Below are 18,243 nucleotides of genomic sequence, written 5' to 3' on the forward strand. Positions count from 1 at the left end.
CCGGACCCCGTGAAGGAGGATTAGATGCTTCTGGAAACAATCGTAGTAGGCCCCTTGGGCGTTAACTGTTTCATCCTGGGAGACAAAAAGAGCAAGGAAGGGGTGGTGGTCGACCCCGGTGCGGACAGCGACATGGTGCTCGCCGCGGTGAACCGCCTCGGGCTCAAGATCAAGTACCTCATCAACACCCACGGTCACTTCGACCATGTCGGCGGCAACCGGCAGGTCAAGGAGGCAACCGGTGCGGAATTCCTGATCCACCAAAGCGACGTGCGGCTGCTCGAGATGGCGGCGCGCTCTGCCCAGAACTACGGGCTGGTGGTGGAAAACTCGCCGCTTCCGGACCGCTACCTGACCGACGGCATGCAGCTTAGCTACGGTACGAGGACCATCGAGGTGCTGCATACCCCGGGGCATACCCAGGGGGGGTGCTGCCTCTTCTTGAGACACGAAGGGGTGGTGATCACCGGCGATACCCTCTTTGCCGATTCCGTCGGGCGTACCGACCTCCCCGGCGGATCTCACGAACAGCTGATCCGCTCCATCAACGAGAAACTGCTGCCGCTCGACGACGCCGTCGTGGTCTGGCCGGGACATGGTCCTTCCAGCACCATCGGGCAGGAGCGGCGCTACAACCCGTACCTCAACGAGTAGGGGGGAGCCATGCTGCGAGGCAAGACCATCGTCCTCGGGGTGACCGGGGGAATCGCGGTGTACAAGGCGGTGGAGCTCTTGCGCCTTTTGACCAAGGCGGGGACCGCGGTGCACGTGGTGATGACCCGGGGAGCCACCGAGTTCGTGACGCCGCTCACCTTCCAGACCCTCTCGGGGAACCCCGTGCATCTCGAGCTCTTCAACCTGATCTCCGAGCAGCAGATCGGCCACATCTCGCTCGCCGAGCGTGCCGACCTGTTTATCATCGCGCCTGCCACCGCGAACTTCATCGGCAAGGTAGCGAACGGCATCGCCGACGACCTCCTGACCACCACCGTGATGGCGACCAGGGCCCCGGTGCTTCTCGCGCCGGCCATGAACGTGCACATGTACCAGAACCCGATCTACCGGGAGAACGAGGAAAAGCTCAAGCGGCACGGTTACCTGATCGTCCCCCCCGCCAGCGGGATGCTCGCCTGCGGCTACGAAGGGGAAGGGAAACTCCCCGAGCCGGAGCACCTGTTCGAGGAGGCCCTGGCCGCTCTCACCCCGAAGAAGCTCGCCAAGACCCGCATCCTGGTGACGGCAGGGCCGACGCAGGAAGAGATCGACCCGGTTCGCTTCATCTCCAACCACTCCTCGGGGAAGATGGGGTACGCCATCGCCCGGCAGGCCCGCCTGCGCGGCGCCGAGGTGACCCTGGTAACCGGTCCCTGCGCCATCGTGCCCCCCTATGGGGTCGAGGTCGTGCGGGTGCAGAGTGCGGCCGCGATGCGCGAGGCGGTACTGGCGCGGCTGGAAACGACCGATGTCGTGATCAAGGCCGCCGCGGTTGCCGACTACCGCCCCAAGGCCCGTGCCGGGCAGAAGGTGAAGAAGGTAGCCGAGGAACTCGCTATCGAACTGGAGAAGAATCCCGACATACTGGGCGAGGTGGGGCGTTTGAAAGGGAAGCAGCTGCTGGTGGGGTTCGCGGCGGAAACCGACGACCTGGTGGCGAACGCAAAGGCGAAGCTTGCCAGGAAGAACCTCGATCTCATCGTCGCCAACGATGTTTCGCAGGAAGGCGCCGGCTTCAACGTCGACACCAACATCGCGAAGCTCCTCTTCGCGGACGGCCGTATCGAGGATGTGCCGCTTACCGGCAAGCAGGAGCTGGCCGGAATCATCCTGGACCGGGTCGAGCAGCTGAGAAAGGCAGGTTAAGGGGAAGAGGGGAGGGCGAGGTGACCTGCAACGATGCAGGGATACTCAGCTCGACAGAATCTGCCCCAACAGCTCCGGCTGGCAGATGGCTTCCCTCAGTTTTACCTTGATCTCTTCGAGTTCGGCGTAGGCCTGGGCCTTGGTGAGCTTGCCGCTGCGGTAGAGCAGCCGCAGGTTCTTGCGCACCGCCTCCGCTACCGCGAGGGCCTTCTCCCCGGTGGGGTCGGCGTGGAAGTAGCGCGACTCGGTCCCGTTGTTGAGAAAGTCGAAGACCGCTTCCTGCGCCAGTTGCATGTACTCGTCACGGTCGCTGTCCTCCAGGGCGTAGCGGGAGGAATCGGACAGGGTCTGCAGGAGGCTTTGCCACTTCTCCATGCGGCTTACCAGAAGGATCGAGTTGAAGATCCGCTTGTTGGTGGTGAAGGAGAAGATGGTGTCCGAGAGGACCCTGCGCAACAGCTGGTCGTTCTTGCTGAAGTGCTCCCGCGAGACCTTCTTGCCGGTCTCCCAGATCTCCTTGTCCACGTAGTTCTCGAAACGCATTTCCCAGTAGGCGTGCTTCAAGGTGAGCGACGAGAAACTGCGCATCACCTTGAACGGGACGAAGTAGTTATGCGCGATGCAATCCGCCGCCAGATGGCTTAAGTAGCCGTAGGCGCAGGCCATCTGCGACTGATCGCCGGCCTTGTCGAGGACCTTGTGACCTATCCTCCAGCGGTGGCAGTGCTGCAGGTAGTGGGTGAATTTTTTCCCGATGGTGATGTCGGCTGCGATGGTGCCGTAGAGGAAGTCGTAAGGGTGGCTGCGGATAACGGCGGCGACGCTCGGCTCGAGGGCCTCCAGGTGGGACAGCACGTGCATTCCGAGCTGCAGGTGGATACCGGCACCCCAGGCGAAGGCATGGTCGGGAACAGCAAGGACGAGTAACAGGGCGGCGCTGAGAAGTATAAACATGCCGAAAAGCATAGTGAATGGCTGCCGAAAAGTAAAGGGGTTTGCAAATGGATCAGGCACACGGTGTGGACGAGAGGGAGTTTCTGCTGCAGGCACTCAAGGGGTACCTCGAGGAGCTCCGTGACACCGGCGTGGACGCACTTGAGTACGGCGAGGTCTCGGCTGCCCCCTTGGTGAGCCCGAAGTCCCAATCCGCTCCCGCCGCAGAGACTGTCGAACTCTCCAGGGTCCAGACTCCCGCTGAAAGTCTGCCGCCTGCCCCGGTACCGAATGCGTTGGCTGAGGTAGGAACTGCCGCGACGCCGACTGCGGCGGGTGCCGTTGCCGCTTCCGAGCACCCGGCCGAAGCCGCCGCCGAATTGTGCTCCGTAACTGGCGACCCGCAGACCCGACTGCTGGTGGTGACGACCGGCGACGGGTTCCAGGGGGAGGCCGGCGAGCTACTGGCCAATATCGTCAAGGCGATGGGCTTTGAGCGCGACCAGGTGTGCCTCATCACCTTTACTGCCGCTTCGCCGGGGGAGTTGGGGCCGCTGCGCAAGGAGCTTTTGCATCGGATAGCGGCCGTGGCGCCCGAGGCGGTGGTGGCCTTCGGCGAACCGGCGGCCCAGGTAGCACTCGGTACCCGCGATCCCCTGGCCAAGCTGCGCGGGCGGTTCCACAACCTGGGTGGCATCCCGCTCATGCCGACGCTGCACGCCGAGGACCTGGTCGTCGACGTCTCGCTGAAACGGCAGGTCTGGAACGAGATGCAGCAGGTGATGAAGCGCCTGGCGGAGAACTCGCGCTAAGGCGCATCCCGCCGAGGCCCCGGTCCGCCGGTCCGGCTTCTCCAACCGAACCAAACCTGGCATCCCGTCCCTTTCCTATTTCGTCCCCGCGTCCTTACTAACCGACCAGCCACATTCTCAACTCCACCCCGAGCCGCTCTTCCTCTCTTACGTAGTCCCGCTGCTCCTTCCCCCAATCAGGGTGGTGTCCCGCATGCCTTGAGGTTTCCGTTCTCGTAGAGAAAGATCGGTTGGTACTCGGCACAGACCCGTTCCCCGAAGGTCGCCTGGTCGAACAGCGTGCAGGTTTCCAGCTTGCCGGTGGGATAGAAGCTGACCACCGTGTACTGGTTGCAGGTGACGTTGTTGTACACGAAATAGTCGCGCGTCGTGCAGCTGCGCAGCTTGCCGTTTTGATAGACCGTTGCCGGCATGTACTGGGCACAGTTAACGCTGTCGATCACCGTGTCGTCGCTCATGGGACAACTTTGCACCTTGCCGTCGGGAAAGTAGCTCACAGACGAGCCCGGCTTGCAGAGGGGGAGATCGATCCCCGCTGCCCAACCGGTGCTACCGATGAGCAGTGCCACACTGAGTGCCACCATCAGCTTTCTCATATCGCTCCTCCTGGTGCTGTTGTAGTCAGGCTGTCCGATGCCGTTGCCAGTATACTGGCGAAAAACCGCAATTCAACGGGCCAGTAGGTACTGCTTGACACAAGAGGTATATTGGTTATCTTTAATCTGCTTCAGATCCCAACTATGCAGGAGAGGAGAGAAACCATGCGTACAATCTTCGGCTTCGCACGACTTCTGGCTGTTCTGGCAATCTTTGTCGCGTTCCAAGGGTGCAGCACAACGCAGAGCCATGAGAGTACCGGCCAGTATGTTGATGACTCTGTGGTCACCAGTAAGGTAAAAGCTGCCATTGTGAATGACATGGCTTTGAAGGGACTCCAGATCAACGTGAAAACCTACCAGGGAGTGGTACAGTTGAGCGGCTTTGTCAATTCCACCGCCAACGCGAGCAGGGCCGAGGAGTTGGCCCGCGGCGTACAGGGTGTCACCGAGGTACACAACGATCTGATCGTGAAGGGGCAATAGCCTGTTGCCAAGCCGCGGCACGCCGCGGATTCTGGATCCGGACACAGGGCGTAGCCAGCTACGCCCTTTTTTTGGCCGGTACCACGCCCTTTCCGGCACGGGACCCGGGTAGCGGGCAACCACCAACATCGAGGGAGCACCATGCAACGAAGCACTACGGCACACGGGTTACCCGACACCTTTTCTCCCAGGCCCCGCGCTGCAGAACGGGTTCCCGCAGCCTCTGGCCGCCTCGTTCTTGGTCTGCTACTCGCGAGCCTTTTCTGCGCCCCCCTCAAACTCTGGGCTGCCGGCGAGTACGGCTACCCGATCCCTGGTGCCTACGAGGCCACCATCCTGGGGACGCCGGGAAACCTCAAGCCGGAACTCCCCACCAAGATGCGGGTGCGCAACCTGGTACTCGACATCTTCCCGGACCGTGAACGTCCTCCGATTTTCTTCTACGACGACGGCCTGCGCTGCACCTTCGCCTACCAGAAAAAGCCGGCACCGCTGGTCTTCCTGATCGCGGGGACCGGCGCGAGCGACCGAGCCACCGTCCAGATCACCATGCTCAAGGCGCTCTACCAGGCGGGGTTCCACGTCATCACCCTGCCGTCTCCCACCAATGCCAACTTCGTCATCTCCGGTTCGCGCACCCGGATTCCGGGCGATCTCTACCAGGACTCGGAGGACCTCTACCGGGCCATGGAGGTCGCCTGGAACAAGGTCAAGGGTGACATCGAGGTGACCTCGTTCAATCTGGGGGGCTACAGCCTGGGCGGGACCGAGGCCGCCTTCGTGGCGCGCCTGGACCGGGAACGGAAGGTGTTCAACTTCAAAAAGGTGCTCCTGATCGATCCCGCGGTGAGCGTGTTTCACTCCGCGGCGCGCATCGAGGAACTCCTGGGCCAGATTCCGGGAGGCTCGGGCAAGCTGGGTGCCTTCTTCAACCGCATGCTCTACAAGTTCAGCGAGTTCTACAACTACGGGAATTTCGTCGGCATCGACAACAACTTCCTCTACGCGGTGTACCAGGAGAAGATCTTTTCTCCGGACGAGGCGGCGGGGCTCATCGGTCTTACCTTCCGGATCAACCTGGCCGGGATGATCTTCGCCTCCGATGTGATGACCAACAGCGGCTACGTGGTCCCCAAGAACAAGGTGCTCAAGGTGGGCGACTCGCTCTTCGACTACCTGATGGTCTCCAGCCACCTGAGTTTCTTCGACTACTTCAACGAGTACTTCTTCCCGTACTACCAGGAGAGCCACCCGGGGGTGACCAGGGAACAGGTGATTTCCTATTTCGACCTGCGCAGCATCGAAGGGTACCTGAAGTCCTCCCCCCAGTTCGGGGTCATGGCAAACGACAACGACTTCATCCTCACCGCCGAGGACCGCGACTACCTGAAGGGGATCTTCGGCGAGCGGGCCAAGTTCTACCCGCGCGGCGGCCACCTGGGTAACCTGGAGTACAAGGAAAACCTGGCCTACATGGTCGATTTCTTCAAGTAGGAGGGGGCTCGTGAGAAACCTCAGAATAACGTGCTGCGCGATCCTGACCGTCTGCGTCCTGGCGACGCTCACCGCCTGTGCCGGCTCCGGGGCCCACACCCGCAGCGAGCTCCCTCCGCGCCACAGCATAGCCGAGCTCAAGGACGAGCCGTTCGCCGTGGTGCACGACCCCTGGGAGAGTTTCAACCGGCACATGTACAAGTTCGATTACTACTTCGACAAATACCTTTTCCTGCCGGCCGTGCGCGGTTACGAATTCGTCACCCCGGTGTTCCTGCAGGACCGCATCTCGAACTTCTACAACAACATCGCCGAGGTCCGCAATTTCACCAACAGCGCCTTTCAGCTCAAGGGGAAGGATTCCGTCAAGACCTTGGGGCGCTTTGTTACCAACAGCACCATCGGGTTGGGAGGGCTGTTCGATCCGGCAAGCAAGCTCGGACTCGAGCGGAACTACCAGGATTTCGGGAAAACCCTCGGCTACTGGGGCGTAGATTCCGGCCCGTACCTGGTGCTCCCCATCTTCGGACCCTCCTCGGTGCGCGACACCGGCGGACTCCTGGTGGACAGCGGCATCACCTACGGGATCTATACGCTCGTCGACCCGTTCCGTGGGGCAGACAACGAGTTTGCGGTAACTGCCGGAATCGAGACACTGAACGCGGTCGATACCAGGCACCAGCAGAGTTTCCGCTACTACGAGAGCGGGTTCCCCTTCGAGTACTACCTGGTCAGGTTCATCTACCACGAGAAGCGGGAAATTGAATCGGGCAAAGCGGGGAAGGACCAGTCGGGTCCGCAGTAGGGAGGTCGGCGGGAGTGGGAAGTTCCAAGGGGATGGCAAAAAGCCATCCCCTTTTTTGTGCCTTTAGGAACCGGAGGTCTCCGGGTCGGTCTTAAGCCAGCAGCGCAATAGCTCCGCGACACTCCAGGCCTGGGCCACGCAGCCGCGCGGGGTGTGCGGGTAATCGGCGTCGGAGATCTCGCCGATGGTGCCGATGCACTGTTCGTTCAATTGTGCCGCGATGCTCTCCAGGTAGCCGCGCGCCACCCGGTGCTGATCGGGGTGCACCTTGAGCCAGGCGTCGACGAAGGGGCCGATCAGCCAGGGCCAGACGGTCCCCTGGTGGTAGGCGGCGTCACGCGCCAAAAGGTCCCCGTGGTAGCTGGTCTTGTAGTCGGGATGTCCCGGGGCCAGGGTGCGCAGCCCGAAGGGGGTCAAAAGTCGCTGACGAACGGTCTCCAGGACCGGCTCCCAGCGTTCCGGGGCGAGCACCGGGTAGGGGAGGGCAACGGCGAAAAGCTGGTTCGGGCGTAAGGAGGGGTCCGCGCCGGACTCGCCGTCCACCACGTCGTACAGGTAGCCCCCCGCCTCGTACCAGAACCGCCTGTTGAAGGAGGCGAAGGTGCGCTCCGCCTGGCGTTCCAGGCGCTCGGCAGCCTCCTGGTCCCCCTCGTCGGCAAGCCACCTAGCAAGGAGCTTGAGCGCGTTGTACCAGAGCGCGTTGATCTCCACCGCCTTGCCGCGCCGCGGGGTTACCACCCAGTTCCCCACCTTGGCGTCCATCCAGGTGAGCTGGTAGCCTGCGGCTCCCTGGCGCAACAACCCGTCCTCCGGGTCCACTCCGATCCCGAAGCTGGTGCCGGCGAGGTGGCGCTCCACGATCTCGCGCATCTGGGGGAGCATGAGGCGCAAGGTTGTGCGGTCGTCGGTGTAGTCGAGGTAGCGCCCCAGGGCGTGGAAGAACCAGAGGGTGGCGTCGGCGGTGTGGTAGAGCCCTTCGTTGTGCCCCTCGGGGAACAGGTTGGGGATCAACCCGTCTTGTACGTACTGCGCGAAGGTGCGCAGGATCCAGCCGGCCTCGGTGTGCCGTCCGGTCACCAGGGTGAGCCCTTCCAGGGAGATCATGGTGTCGCGCCCCCAGTCGGTGAACCAGTGGTATCCGGCGATCACCGTGCGGATCTCGTCGCCGCGGGCGTGGGCGCGCACCCGGTCCTCGAAACGCCCGGCCGGGGTGATGATGAACTGGTTCGCCGCCAGCACCAATTCGGCGGGGATACCTTTGCGCATCGGGGGGGCGGCGGCCGCAACCATCATGGCGCGGCGCTCCCGCTCCATGGCAAGGGCATCCGCCGGGGGAAGGGCGCGGATGGTCTCCCAGCTCTCGGTCGAGGCTCTCAGGGAGGCATCCTCCCCCTCGGCCAAGTCGACGGCGAAATATCCCGGGCTCCAGAGGCTTCCCAGGTCTTCGTAGCCGCGGGCATGCTCAACGGCATAGAAGACGTTGGAGACGGTCTTCTCTTCCAGTGTGAAGGTGCCCCGGCCGCCGGAAATCACCAGGCGCAGGTGCGGCTGGTGCGCCCCGGCCGAGATCTGGTAGCTGTTTTCCACTGCCGAGAAGATGTAGGGCTCCTCGAGCTTCAGGTTTACCGGCGCGTCGTGGGGCCTGAAATGGATCGACGGCTGCAACTTGAGGCGCACCCGCGGCGCGCCGGAGATGAGCCGGTAGATCAGGTGCACGGTGTTCTGGTCGTGCACCAGCACCAGGCGCTTTTCGATGAGCGCCCCCTGCATCTGGTAGCGCCAGACCGGGAGCCCATCCTCCAGCCGGAACCCGACCAGGTACTCGAGCCCCCGGAAGTCCAGCGTGCCCCCCTCCTTCTGATCACCTCCGAAATGGACGGTGCGGCCGTCCTCGAAACGGACCACCTCGGTGAGCCGGTTCAGTACCAGGGTGCGCCCCAAGGGTGAGGGGAAGGCTGCCACCAGGAGGCCGTGGTAGCGCCGGGTCGGGGCGCCACACACGGTACCCGAGGCGTAGCCGCCCAGGCCGTTGGTCACCAGCCACTCCCGCTCCAAGAGCTGCCGGGTACGGGTCGCCTCGTCGGGAGCCTCGATCGTAACTTCGCGGGTCACCGTTATCATGACTCATCTCCTTCGGGTACTGGCTGCAGTACCACCGCGGCATTCCCCTGCACCCGCCAGAACCGCTCGGTCTCAAGGTGCGCCGGGGTCCCCGACCCGCCGTACTCGACCTTCTCGCTGGACCACAAGGGTTCCCAGCGACACCCAAGGGGAGGTGCCAGAAGCGGTTCGGGCATCGGTGCCAGGTGCATCTCGCGCCCCAGGTTCACAATGATGAGGCGCTGTTCGTCGCCCAGGAAGTAGCGCAGCAGGAAGCCGAACTGTCCCAGCACCGCCCCTTCGATGCGGCAGAGGTACCCCTTGCGGAACACCGGGTCCTCCCGGCGCAGCCTGATCAGGTCGCGGTACAGGCTGTACACCTTGAAGTGCCGCTCGCGCTGCGAGAGATCCAGCCTGGACTGCACGAAGGTGTCGAGCTCGTAGGGCTTGTCGATGGTGCTGATCACCTCGGGGGAGTCGATGTTGGTGAACTGCTTGAGAAAATCGATGCGCCCGTCGTGGACCTGCCGGGAGGTCTCCGGATTGAGATCCGAGAAGTACAGAAAGGGACTCGATGCCGAGAACTCCTGTCCCTGGAAGAGCATCGGGGTCTGGGGGGCGAGCATGAGCAGGGTGGTGATGGCCCGAAGGGACGCGGGGTTGGTGAGCTTGTGCAGCCGGATCCCCCAGGCCGAGTTGCCGATCTGGTCGTGGTTTTGGGTGTAGTTGATGAAACAGCTCGGGCTGATGCCAATCGTCGGGGATCCGCGGCGTTTTCCCTGCCAGAAGAAGCGCTGCCCCTGGTACAGGTAACCCCACTTCGCGGTGGAAACCAGCTCCTGTGGCGAACCGTAGTACTCGGAGTAGTAGGCGTCGTGGTAGCCGGTGAGGGCCACGTGGGCGCAGTGGTGGAAGTCGTCGTTCCAGACCGCGTCCATGCCGAAACCGCGTTCCTCCTTGGGGCGCAGGCAGGCCGTTTCCTGGCTCTCGTTCTCGGCCACCAGCAAAAGCGACCGGTTGCCGGCAACCTGGCGGGCGCGTTCGGTGATCAGGCCGAGGATGTGCACCTGCGACTCGTCCTTGATGGCGTGCGTCGCGTCGAATCGCAGCCCGTCCAGGTGGAACTCCTCGATCCAGTATGCGGCATTGGCAATGAAGAACTCGCGTACCGGCTGGGAATTCTCGGAGTCGAAGTTGATGGCCCGCCCCCATTCGTTGGACTTCGGACCGTAGTAATAGGTGGAGAAGCGCTCGAGGTAGTTCCCCTCGGGGCCGAAATGGTTGTAGACCACGTCGAGCAGCACCCCGAGCCCCAGACCGTGGGCCCGGTCCACGAAGCGCCGGAAGTCGTCCGGCTCGCCGTAGAGCCGGCACGGGGCGAAGTGGTTTACCCCGTCGTACCCCCAGCCGAACCTCCCCGGGAAATCGGCCACCGGCATGACCTCGACCACGGTGATGCCGAGCTCCACCAGGGCCGGCAGCTGCTCGGCAGCCGCACTCCAGGTCCCCGGTTTGGTGTAGGTGCCGATATGCATCTCGTAGATGACGTGCCCCTCGCGCCCTATGCCGCGCCAGTCCTGGTCGGTCCACTCGAACCGGGACCCCTCCACCCGGGACGGGCCGTGGGGACCGTCGGGCTGGTAACGCGAGGCCGGGTCGGGGAAGGCCTCGCCGTCGTCGATCCGGTAGCGGTACAGAGACCCTGCCGAAGCCTTGGGGCAGATCCCCGAGAAATAGCCGTTCCCCTCGCTCTCCAGCTCATAGGCTGATTCGTAGGGGTTCTCGTCACCTGCGTTATGTACGACAGCCTCGACCTTCTGGTGGTCGGGAGCCCAGACCCGGAAACTCACCCCGCCCTCCACCGGTTCTGCTCCAATAGGTAGTCTTCTTTGCGGCTCAGCCATCGGTGTTTCCTCCTCTCTTTAATTGGACTGATCTAAGATAGCATACTCTGCGGGCTTTTAAACCGGAGCGGGCCAGGGAGCAGGAGCGGGAAAACAAGGGGTTAGTAAGGGGAAGCTGTCCAGCAGTCACGACGCGCGCACGTGCCGGCCGTCGCTGCAGACTTCGATCTCACTACCGAGGTCGGCTTCTGCCAACGACTTCAGGTAGGGTCAACTCACTCACTTTTTAGACCACTCGCTGTAACGTATGTGATATAACGAGTGGCTGCTTACCTGTCGCCCGAGCCGACCTCGCGCGGCAATTTCCATCGATCGAGGAGGACGTACCATGAACCGCATTTTGAAGCTGGCAACCGGCCTTATGACCTGCCTGATGCTGACGCTGTTGATCTTGTCGCCGGCAGGTGCCGCACCGGCACAGAAGAACCTGATTCTGGCCACCACCACCAGCACCCAGGATTCCGGCCTCTTGGACGTCCTGGTGCCGATGTTCGAGAAACAGACCGGCTACTTCGTGAAGACCATTTCGGTTGGTTCCGGGCAGGCGATGAAGATGGGGGAGAAAGGGGAGGCTGACGTACTCTTGGTGCATTCGCCGGAGGCCGAGAAGACCTTCATGGCGCAGGGCTTCGGCGTGAACCGCAGGCTCGTGATGCACAACGACTTCCTGATCCTGGGACCGGCCAACGACCCCGCCAAGATCCGCGGCTTGAAAACCGCGGCCGAGGCGTTCAAGAAGATCGCCCAGGCCGGCGCGCTGTTCCTCTCCCGCGGTGACAACTCCGGCACCCACGCCAAGGAGAAGGGGCTCTGGAAGGCGGCAGGCATCGCGCCCGAGGGGCAGAAGTGGTTCCAGCAGACCGGCCTGGGGATGGGCGAGACCCTCAACGTCGCCGCCGAAAAGCACGGCTACCTGCTTGCCGACCGCGGCACCTACCTGGCACTCAACAAGAAGCGGCACCTGGGTCTCGAGATCCTGGTCGCCGGCGAGCCGAAACTCCTCAACATCTACCACGTGATCGAGGTGAACCCGGCCAAGTGGCCCAAGGTGAACCACGCCGGCGCCAGGGCGTTTGGCGACTTCATGGTGGCCCCCGCGACCCAGGGCATCGTCGGCAGCTTCGGCACCAAGGAGTTCGGCGCGCCGCTGTTCTTCCCGGATGCCGGCAAGAAACCGGAGTCGCTGGGGCTGTAGATGGATCTGATTTTCGACGGCATACTCCAGGCCTTCCGGCTCCTGTTCACCCTGGACCGGGAGGTCTTGGGGATCGCCTGGCTCTCGCTCAAGGTGTCCGGCCTCGCCACGCTCATAAGCCTGGTGCTCGGCATCGGGCTGGGAACCCTGATCGCGCTCACCAGCTTCCCCGGCCGCAAGGTGCTGGTGAGCCTGGTCAATACCGGGATGGGGCTTCCCCCCGTGGTGGTGGGGCTCTTTGTCTCCATCCTGCTCTGGCGTAACGGCCCCCTTGGTTTCCTGGAACTCCTCTATACCCCGAGCGCCATCGTCATCGCCCAGTCGGTGATCGCTACCCCGATCGTCATGGGGATCACCATCGCCGCCATGCAGAACCTCCCGGCTAACCTGAGGCTGCAGATACTCGCCCTGGGAGCCACGCGCACCCAGCTGGTCTGGATGCTGATCAAGGAGGCCCGACTGCCGCTCATGGCCGGGGTGATGGCCGGGTTCGGCGGGGTGATCTCCGAGGTGGGCGCCTCGATCATGGTGGGGGGCAACGTCAAGGGTTACACCCGGGTGCTCACCACCGCGACCGTCATGGAGACCGGGCGCGGCAACTTCGATATCGCCATCGCCCTCTCGGTGATCCTTTTACTCTTCTGTTTCCTGATCAATTACCTATTGACCCTGATCCAGCAGCGGGAGAGGCCACGATGACCACTCCGGCACAGGTATTGGAACTCTCCGGGCTCACCGTGCGGCGTGGCGGTGCCGCGATCCTCGACATACCGTCGTTCTCGCTCGGGGAGAACGACTTCGTCTCGTTGATCGGCCCCAACGGTGCGGGAAAAACTACCCTGCTGCTTGCCATCATGGGGCTTGTCGAGGCGGGAAAGGGATGCTCGCTGAGCTACCGCGGTACGCCGGTCGACTCGGCCGCCGCGCAACTCGCCTTCCGGCGCAGGATAGCCATGGTGCTGCAGGAACCGCTGCTCTTCGATGCCACGGTCTACGAGAACGTGGCGAGCGGGCTCAAGATCCGCGGGGTAGGGGGGCAGGAACTGAAGGAGCGCGTCTACGCCTACCTGGAGCGCTTCAAGCTGGCGGAGATGGCCAAGCGCTCGGCGCGCAAACTCTCCGGCGGCGAGGCGCGTCGGGTGAGCCTCGCACGCGCCTTTGCGGTGGAACCGGAACTCATCTTCTTCGATGAGCCGTTCGCCAACCTTGACCCGCCGACCCGTCAGTCGCTTACCGATGACATGGACCGGGTGATCCGGGAGCGGGGGATTGCGGCTATTCTGGTGACCCACGACCAGTCCGAGGCACTGAGACTCTCGAACCGGGTGGTGGTGCTAAACGGCGGTTCCATCGTGCAGGACGGCACTCCGGCTGCGGTGATGAACGCCCCGGTCAACGAGTTCGTCGCGAACTTCGTCGGCATGGAGACCATCCTCGAGGGGGTGGTGCTGGTGAACCGCGAACAGCAGATGACCCTCAAGGTGGGGGATCTGGAACTGGACGCCGTCGGCGAACAGGCGCCGGGCGAGCAGGCCTACTGCTGCATCCGCCCCGAAAACGTGACGGTGAGCATCGACCCGCCGTACTCCAGCAGCGCGCGCAACGTCTTTAAGGCGCGTATCGTGGAGACCGCCTCCCTGGGGCCGCTTTTGCGCCTCAGGCTGGACTGCGGTTTCCCGCTTACCTCCTACGTGACCCGCGAATCCTTCGCAAAACTCGGGCTGGTCCAGGGGGGGACGGTCTTCGCCTCCTTCAAGGCGAGCTCGGTACACCCCATAACCAAACGGTAAGAACGGCAGGTCGCGCCAGCTGCCACGCTCCGCACCGGGCCTCTGCCACCTTCCTTGACCTCACCACATCGACGCCCGATGAGGCGACTTCTTTTCCGAAGCCGCCTTTTTTTGTCTCTGCTTTCAGCTTACAGTATCTTGCTACGAGGATGATGGATTAGGCAGGGCATATTAACAGACAAGCTATATGCTGAAGATTAGTTGAAGTGCTCGTTTGTACTTGACTAGGGGATTTCTAATAGTATGTTTATCGTGGTGTTATTGCTTGATTCAATGTCATAGGAGGAAAAGAATGTCTAAAACAGGAAAAGCTTTGCCCGTAATTTTCTTAGTAGTGTCTGCCGTTTCTCTTAGTGGTTGTGCGAGCTACGAGATCAATACGCAACGCGGCAACATCCCCGGACTCTACATCAGGCAGGAACTGCAGCAGGCTGACCGTGCGGTAGAAGCTGCCCGTCAGGCTGGCAAGAATCAGACCTGCCCTGCAGAGTTCAAGGCCGCCGAGGCCGCCCGTGACAAGGCCTACGATGTCTACCGGGCCTGCCACACCGAAGAGGGTGTCGCCCTTGCCAATGAGGCGACCGCCAAGGCACAGGCGCTTTGCCCGCCGCAGGCTCCCAAGGTTGTTCCCCCGCCGGTCGAGCCCCCCGCACCGAAACCGGCCCCGGTGGCACCGGCTCCCGTAGCCCCGCCTCCCGCCCCGGCACCTACCGACACGCTCAGTGTCGCACCGGCCAGCATCGTGAAAGGCGAGTCGGCGACCCTCACCTGGAACTCCCAGAACGCCACTCGTTGCCAGATAGCTCCGGGAATCGGCGCGGTCGAGACCAGCGGCTCCCTGAAGATCACCCCTGCGGAAGCGACCCGTTACGAGCTGAGCTGCAGCGGTGCCGGCGGTAGCGCCGTCAGCACGACCGAGATTGCGGTAACCCAGCCCGCTCCTGTCGTGGTTCCGGCTCCCAAGTTGTGCAGCCCGACCGTCGTCGATGTCCAGTTCGACACCAACAAGTTCGACATCAAAGCGAAGTACCACGCCGAGCTCAAGAAGCTGGCGGATTTCCTCGCCGAGTTCCCCAAGGCGCACGGTGTCATCGAAGGGCATACCGACAGTGTGGGCGACCAGGCAAGCAACATGAAGCTCTCCCAGCGCCGCGCCGACAGCGTGCGCAACTACCTGATCAAGAACTTCGGGGTTGCTCCCGAGCGTCTGCAGGCCAAAGGGTACGGCCCCACCAGGCCCCGCGCCACCAACAAGACCGCCGAAGGCAAGGCGCAGAACCGGCGTATCGAAGCCAACTTCATCTGCGACTAGCCCCGTCGGGTAGGGAGGATCGTTCATGCTGCAGGAATTCAAGGCATTCCTCACCAAGTCGAACGCACTTGCCCTCGCGGTAGGTGTCATCATCGGTGCGGCCACCGGCAAGGTAGTGTCGGGGATCGTCGATGATCTGCTCATGCCGGTCATCGGGATCCTGCTGCCGGCCGGAGACTGGCGCGAGGCCAAACTGGTGCTGCGCACGGTGGTGGACGCCAAGGGGAAGGTCTCCGAGAGCGCCATCGCCTACGGGCATCTTTTGGGGACCCTTATCGACTTCGCCCTGATCGCCTTCGTGGTCTTCCTGGTCACCAAGATGCTGCTCAAACCTGCCGCGCCGCCTCCTCCGAGCAAGAGTTGTCCCGAGTGCCTGGAGAACATCCCGCTTGAGGCGCGCAGGTGCAAGGCCTGCGGTACGCAGCAGTCCTAGGAAGGTAGCTGTACAACTGAACCTGGTTTTCGTTTGCTGACACAGCTGCGCCTGATTGATGATGTTTCTGTCAATTAGGCGCAGTTTTTTTGATAATAATGGACCAGTTTGGTCTTTTTTGGCAATGAGGCTTCCGGTGACGGTGGTCACTGACTGAAGGCGGCATTTGGGGTACTGTCAGGCAACATTGCCGGGCCTGAGATAGACGACAATACTAAACCATCCGCGAGGGTGGGACGGAAAGCCCACGGGTCTCACCGAGACAGCCGGGTCGCCGAGTTATCTGACGATACTCCGACCCGGCTTTTTTGCGTTTCAAAATCAAGTGAAGGGGGTTGCTATGAGTAAAAGGAGCATGATGTTGGCAGGAACGGCGCTTATTCTTGCACTTGCCTGTCAGGGATGCGGCGGGGGCGGGGGGGCTACTGCCAGTGGTTCGGGGGAGGTTACCAGTTCGGTGAGCACCGGTGCTTCGAACGGTTCCGCAACGGGTACCAGCTCAACCGCTACCGCACCGGCGGCTGGCGGTGCGACGCAGCAAAGCGGCGTTGCCAAGCTGTCCTGGAACCCGCCGCAGGAGGGGGCGGCAGGTTTCAAGGTCTACTACGGCAGCGCCCCGGGTTCCTACGGCACGGTACTCGATGTCGGGTTGGTACAGGGATACACGGTGAGCGGCCTGGCGCCGGGAACCTACTACTTCTGCGTCACCACCTACGATGCTACGGGGTACGAAAGTCCGCGCTCCAACGAGCTCTATAAGACCATCAACTAGAGACACCGACCAGCCGCGGGGAGGATCAACGCCGCGGCTGGACCGGCTTCCTGAGGCGTTTCTGGATCTTGTGCACCTCGATGAACTGGGCAAGCTCGGCGTCGGTCTCGCGCAGGTGGTGGGTGACCCAGTTGCACAGAAACCAGAGCAGTTCGATCGAAGTCCCTTCGCTGTTGGTGTAGTTGGCCTTGAACCCCCCGATCCTGCTGGTGAACCCTTCGTGCTCGTTCAGGTGTTCGCCCAACTGCGGATAGCAGACCTCACGCATCAGCTGTTCTTCAAGGGTGAAGATCCGTTCGGCGTGGTCGATCAACTGTTCGATCACCGGCAGGCCGATCCGCGCCCCGGCACGGAACTCGTCGTACGTGTCGTTGAGCAGTTGAACCAGCTGCTTGTGATGCTGGTCGATCTCGCCAATGCCCAGCATGAAACCTGCATTCCATTCAATAATCGGCATACGACTTCTCCGGTGGTGCAGTATTGACAATGAACTCAACAGTTGCTGCAATCCCTAAGGATAAAAAGCACAAAAAAAGCCAGGTCGCCAATATCGGTTGATATTTCGGCGACCCGGCTGTCTCGGTGAGACCCTGTAGGCTTTCCGTCCCATCCTCGCGGATGGTTTAGTATTGTCGTGTATCTGCGTCGGACCAGATTATGTGCAGGAACGATAGCGCAAGCACCTGGCTATGTCAATGTAACTTTTTGGTAGTTCCAGTTGCCCGAAACGAATCTCAGTTCCAGGTCTCCAGGTGCACGGTAACCAGGACGTGTTCCTGCCCCGCCTCGAAGAGCAGCGCCAAAAGGTCGTCGTTGCTGCCGGGAGGGCGGAATTTTTCGTTGCGCTCGATGACCGTCGGCGGCAGGAGGCGCACTTCGTGGCCATCGTTGACGAAGTGGTGTTTGAAGGATCCCCCGACCATATTGGCGATCTCACCCACGGCGTCGGTCACGTCGGCGTCGACCTCGGTCAACTCCATGCCGAGCATCTGCCCCGCGATGTCCATTGCCGCCCGGGGCGTGGCATGAAAGCTGACCACCCCCTGGTAACTTCCGCTCAGCAGAATCATTGCGCTCACGCACCCCTTGAACCGTGCATCGGCCAAGGTAAGCGAATCGCACAGGGGGAGCTCCATGCCGACCATCATGCTGAAAATCTCCCGGACGTCTTGTGCCAGCAGGCTTACCAGCTCGGTCTGAGTGGTATTGAGCTGAGCGAGAACCTCTTGGTTGATTGGCATTCGTGCCCCTCCTGCTGCCCAGTACAAGCCGCTGACAGTTCTTTCTTACCTTATACATCGGTTGAACCGGCCAGTTCTAAAGGGAAAAGTTATTTCTCCGTGATGGCGGTGCCGGCCAACCAGCGTACTTCCCTCTCACGGTGTCGTGTGCCACATGCGCTTGAGTTGGCTCAAACAAATGCTGACCGACTGTCTCTACGCTTGAAATACTGCGGACAAACCAGTACTATCTCGACAATCAGCCCCTTGTTGTCAGTATTCCACCAGCGCTACATGGTAAACTGAGAGGCCGAAGCAGAGTTTTTACTATAGTTGCTTCTAAACTTGTCAGTGAAGCGTGTATTTCACTGTGCGACCTCTCTTACCCTATGCTCCGGCAAGAAGTCTTCATGTACCGAGTCAACCTGCCGATACGTGTCTCAGAGCTCGGTTTTCTGGCCTGGGGCAGGTTCCAGGGAGCCGGCTAAACCCAGGCATCTCTAATTCTGCCGAGAGTGCTGGAACCAGTAA

The 18,243-nt window shown here is 62.0% G+C and carries 18 protein-coding genes and 2 riboswitches; of the genes, 12 read left to right on the forward strand and 6 right to left on the reverse strand.

The genetic code is table 11. From position 1 onward, the window contains the following. Positions 1-24: 24 nt before the first annotated feature. Positions 25-654, forward strand: coding sequence for an MBL fold metallo-hydrolase (locus H7688_RS13385; RefSeq protein WP_183361658.1), 630 nt, complete (start codon positions 25-27; stop codon positions 652-654). 9 nt (positions 655-663) lie between these two features. Next, positions 664-1,860, forward strand: a complete 1,197-nt coding sequence (gene coaBC, locus H7688_RS13390; protein WP_183361659.1) for a bifunctional phosphopantothenoylcysteine decarboxylase/phosphopantothenate--cysteine ligase CoaBC — start codon at positions 664-666, stop codon at positions 1,858-1,860. 45 nt (positions 1,861-1,905) lie between these two features. Here coaBC and H7688_RS13395 read toward each other — a convergent pair whose 3' ends face one another. Then, positions 1,906-2,826, reverse strand: coding sequence for a zinc dependent phospholipase C family protein (locus tag H7688_RS13395; RefSeq protein ID WP_183361660.1), 921 nt, complete (start codon positions 2,824-2,826; stop codon positions 1,906-1,908). Positions 2,827-2,861: 35 nt separating this feature from the next. On the opposite strand from H7688_RS13395, the gene H7688_RS13400 reads away from it, so the two are divergent. Further along, positions 2,862-3,605, forward strand: coding sequence for a uracil-DNA glycosylase family protein (locus tag H7688_RS13400; RefSeq protein ID WP_183361661.1), 744 nt, complete (start codon positions 2,862-2,864; stop codon positions 3,603-3,605). Between the two features lie 176 nt (positions 3,606-3,781). Here H7688_RS13400 and H7688_RS13405 read toward each other — a convergent pair whose 3' ends face one another. Further along, entirely contained in the window at positions 3,782-4,201 is a 420-nt protein-coding gene (locus tag H7688_RS13405) for a hypothetical protein (protein ID WP_183361662.1), read from the reverse strand. A 165-nt stretch (positions 4,202-4,366) separates the two neighbouring features. Here H7688_RS13405 and H7688_RS13410 point away from each other — a divergent pair, with 165 nt between their 5' ends. The 3 genes from H7688_RS13410 to H7688_RS13420 all read left to right on the forward strand — a co-directional run bounded on the left by H7688_RS13410 (position 4,367) and on the right by H7688_RS13420 (position 6,986). Next, on the forward strand, positions 4,367-4,687 hold the full coding sequence (locus tag H7688_RS13410; protein WP_183361663.1) for a BON domain-containing protein: 321 nt from the start codon (positions 4,367-4,369) through the stop codon (positions 4,685-4,687). 141 nt (positions 4,688-4,828) lie between these two features. Next, positions 4,829-6,181, forward strand: coding sequence for an alpha/beta hydrolase (locus H7688_RS13415; protein ID WP_183361664.1), 1,353 nt, complete (start codon positions 4,829-4,831; stop codon positions 6,179-6,181). Between the two features lie 10 nt (positions 6,182-6,191). Next, positions 6,192-6,986, forward strand: a complete 795-nt coding sequence (locus tag H7688_RS13420) for an MlaA family lipoprotein (protein ID WP_183361665.1) — start codon at positions 6,192-6,194, stop codon at positions 6,984-6,986. Positions 6,987-7,049: 63 nt separating this feature from the next. On the opposite strand, the gene H7688_RS13425 is transcribed toward H7688_RS13420, so the two are convergent. Next, positions 7,050-9,107: an amylo-alpha-1,6-glucosidase gene (locus H7688_RS13425; protein WP_183361666.1), complete on the reverse strand. Its 2,058-nt coding sequence runs from the start codon at positions 9,105-9,107 to the stop codon at positions 7,050-7,052. Next, positions 9,104-10,990: a malto-oligosyltrehalose trehalohydrolase gene (gene treZ / locus H7688_RS13430; protein ID WP_183361667.1), complete on the reverse strand. Its 1,887-nt coding sequence runs from the start codon at positions 10,988-10,990 to the stop codon at positions 9,104-9,106. The genes H7688_RS13425 and treZ overlap by 4 nt, the downstream gene beginning before the upstream one ends. 328 nt (positions 10,991-11,318) lie before the next feature. Between treZ and H7688_RS13435 the strand changes: the two genes are divergently transcribed. The 6 genes from H7688_RS13435 to H7688_RS13460 all read left to right on the forward strand — a co-directional run bounded on the left by H7688_RS13435 (position 11,319) and on the right by H7688_RS13460 (position 16,492). Beyond that, on the forward strand, positions 11,319-12,185 hold the full coding sequence (locus H7688_RS13435) for an ABC transporter substrate-binding protein (protein ID WP_183361668.1): 867 nt from the start codon (positions 11,319-11,321) through the stop codon (positions 12,183-12,185). Next, positions 12,186-12,884: an ABC transporter permease gene (locus tag H7688_RS13440; protein ID WP_183361669.1), complete on the forward strand. Its 699-nt coding sequence runs from the start codon at positions 12,186-12,188 to the stop codon at positions 12,882-12,884. It begins immediately after the preceding gene. Continuing rightward, positions 12,881-13,975 (forward strand): ABC transporter ATP-binding protein, encoded by a 1,095-nt coding sequence (locus H7688_RS13445; RefSeq protein ID WP_183361670.1) that lies wholly within the window; start codon positions 12,881-12,883, stop codon positions 13,973-13,975. The genes H7688_RS13440 and H7688_RS13445 overlap by 4 nt, the downstream gene beginning before the upstream one ends. A gap of 334 nt (positions 13,976-14,309) precedes the next feature. Then, a complete protein-coding gene (locus tag H7688_RS13450) occupies positions 14,310-15,287 on the forward strand; it encodes an OmpA family protein (protein ID WP_246329806.1) in 978 nt (325 codons plus the stop codon). Positions 15,288-15,312: 25 nt separating this feature from the next. Next, entirely contained in the window at positions 15,313-15,720 is a 408-nt protein-coding gene (mscL, locus tag H7688_RS13455; RefSeq protein WP_183361672.1) for a large conductance mechanosensitive channel protein MscL, read from the forward strand. A gap of 203 nt (positions 15,721-15,923) precedes the next feature. After that, positions 15,924-15,999, forward strand: a riboswitch (cyclic di-GMP riboswitch). Between the two features lie 61 nt (positions 16,000-16,060). After that, positions 16,061-16,492, forward strand: coding sequence for a fibronectin type III domain-containing protein (locus H7688_RS13460; protein WP_183361673.1), 432 nt, complete (start codon positions 16,061-16,063; stop codon positions 16,490-16,492). 25 nt (positions 16,493-16,517) lie between these two features. On the opposite strand, the gene H7688_RS13465 is transcribed toward H7688_RS13460, so the two are convergent. After that, positions 16,518-16,949: a bacteriohemerythrin gene (locus H7688_RS13465; protein WP_183361674.1), complete on the reverse strand. Its 432-nt coding sequence runs from the start codon at positions 16,947-16,949 to the stop codon at positions 16,518-16,520. A gap of 104 nt (positions 16,950-17,053) precedes the next feature. Continuing rightward, a riboswitch (cyclic di-GMP riboswitch) is annotated at positions 17,054-17,130 on the reverse strand. Positions 17,131-17,226: 96 nt separating this feature from the next. Further along, positions 17,227-17,733 (reverse strand): chemotaxis protein CheX, encoded by a 507-nt coding sequence (locus tag H7688_RS13470; protein WP_183361675.1) that lies wholly within the window; start codon positions 17,731-17,733, stop codon positions 17,227-17,229. Positions 17,734-18,243 lie beyond the last annotated feature (510 nt).

The sequence above is a fragment of the Geomonas limicola genome, from assembly GCF_014193675.1.
GTDB classification, from domain to species: domain Bacteria; phylum Desulfobacterota; class Desulfuromonadia; order Geobacterales; family Geobacteraceae; genus Geomonas; species Geomonas limicola.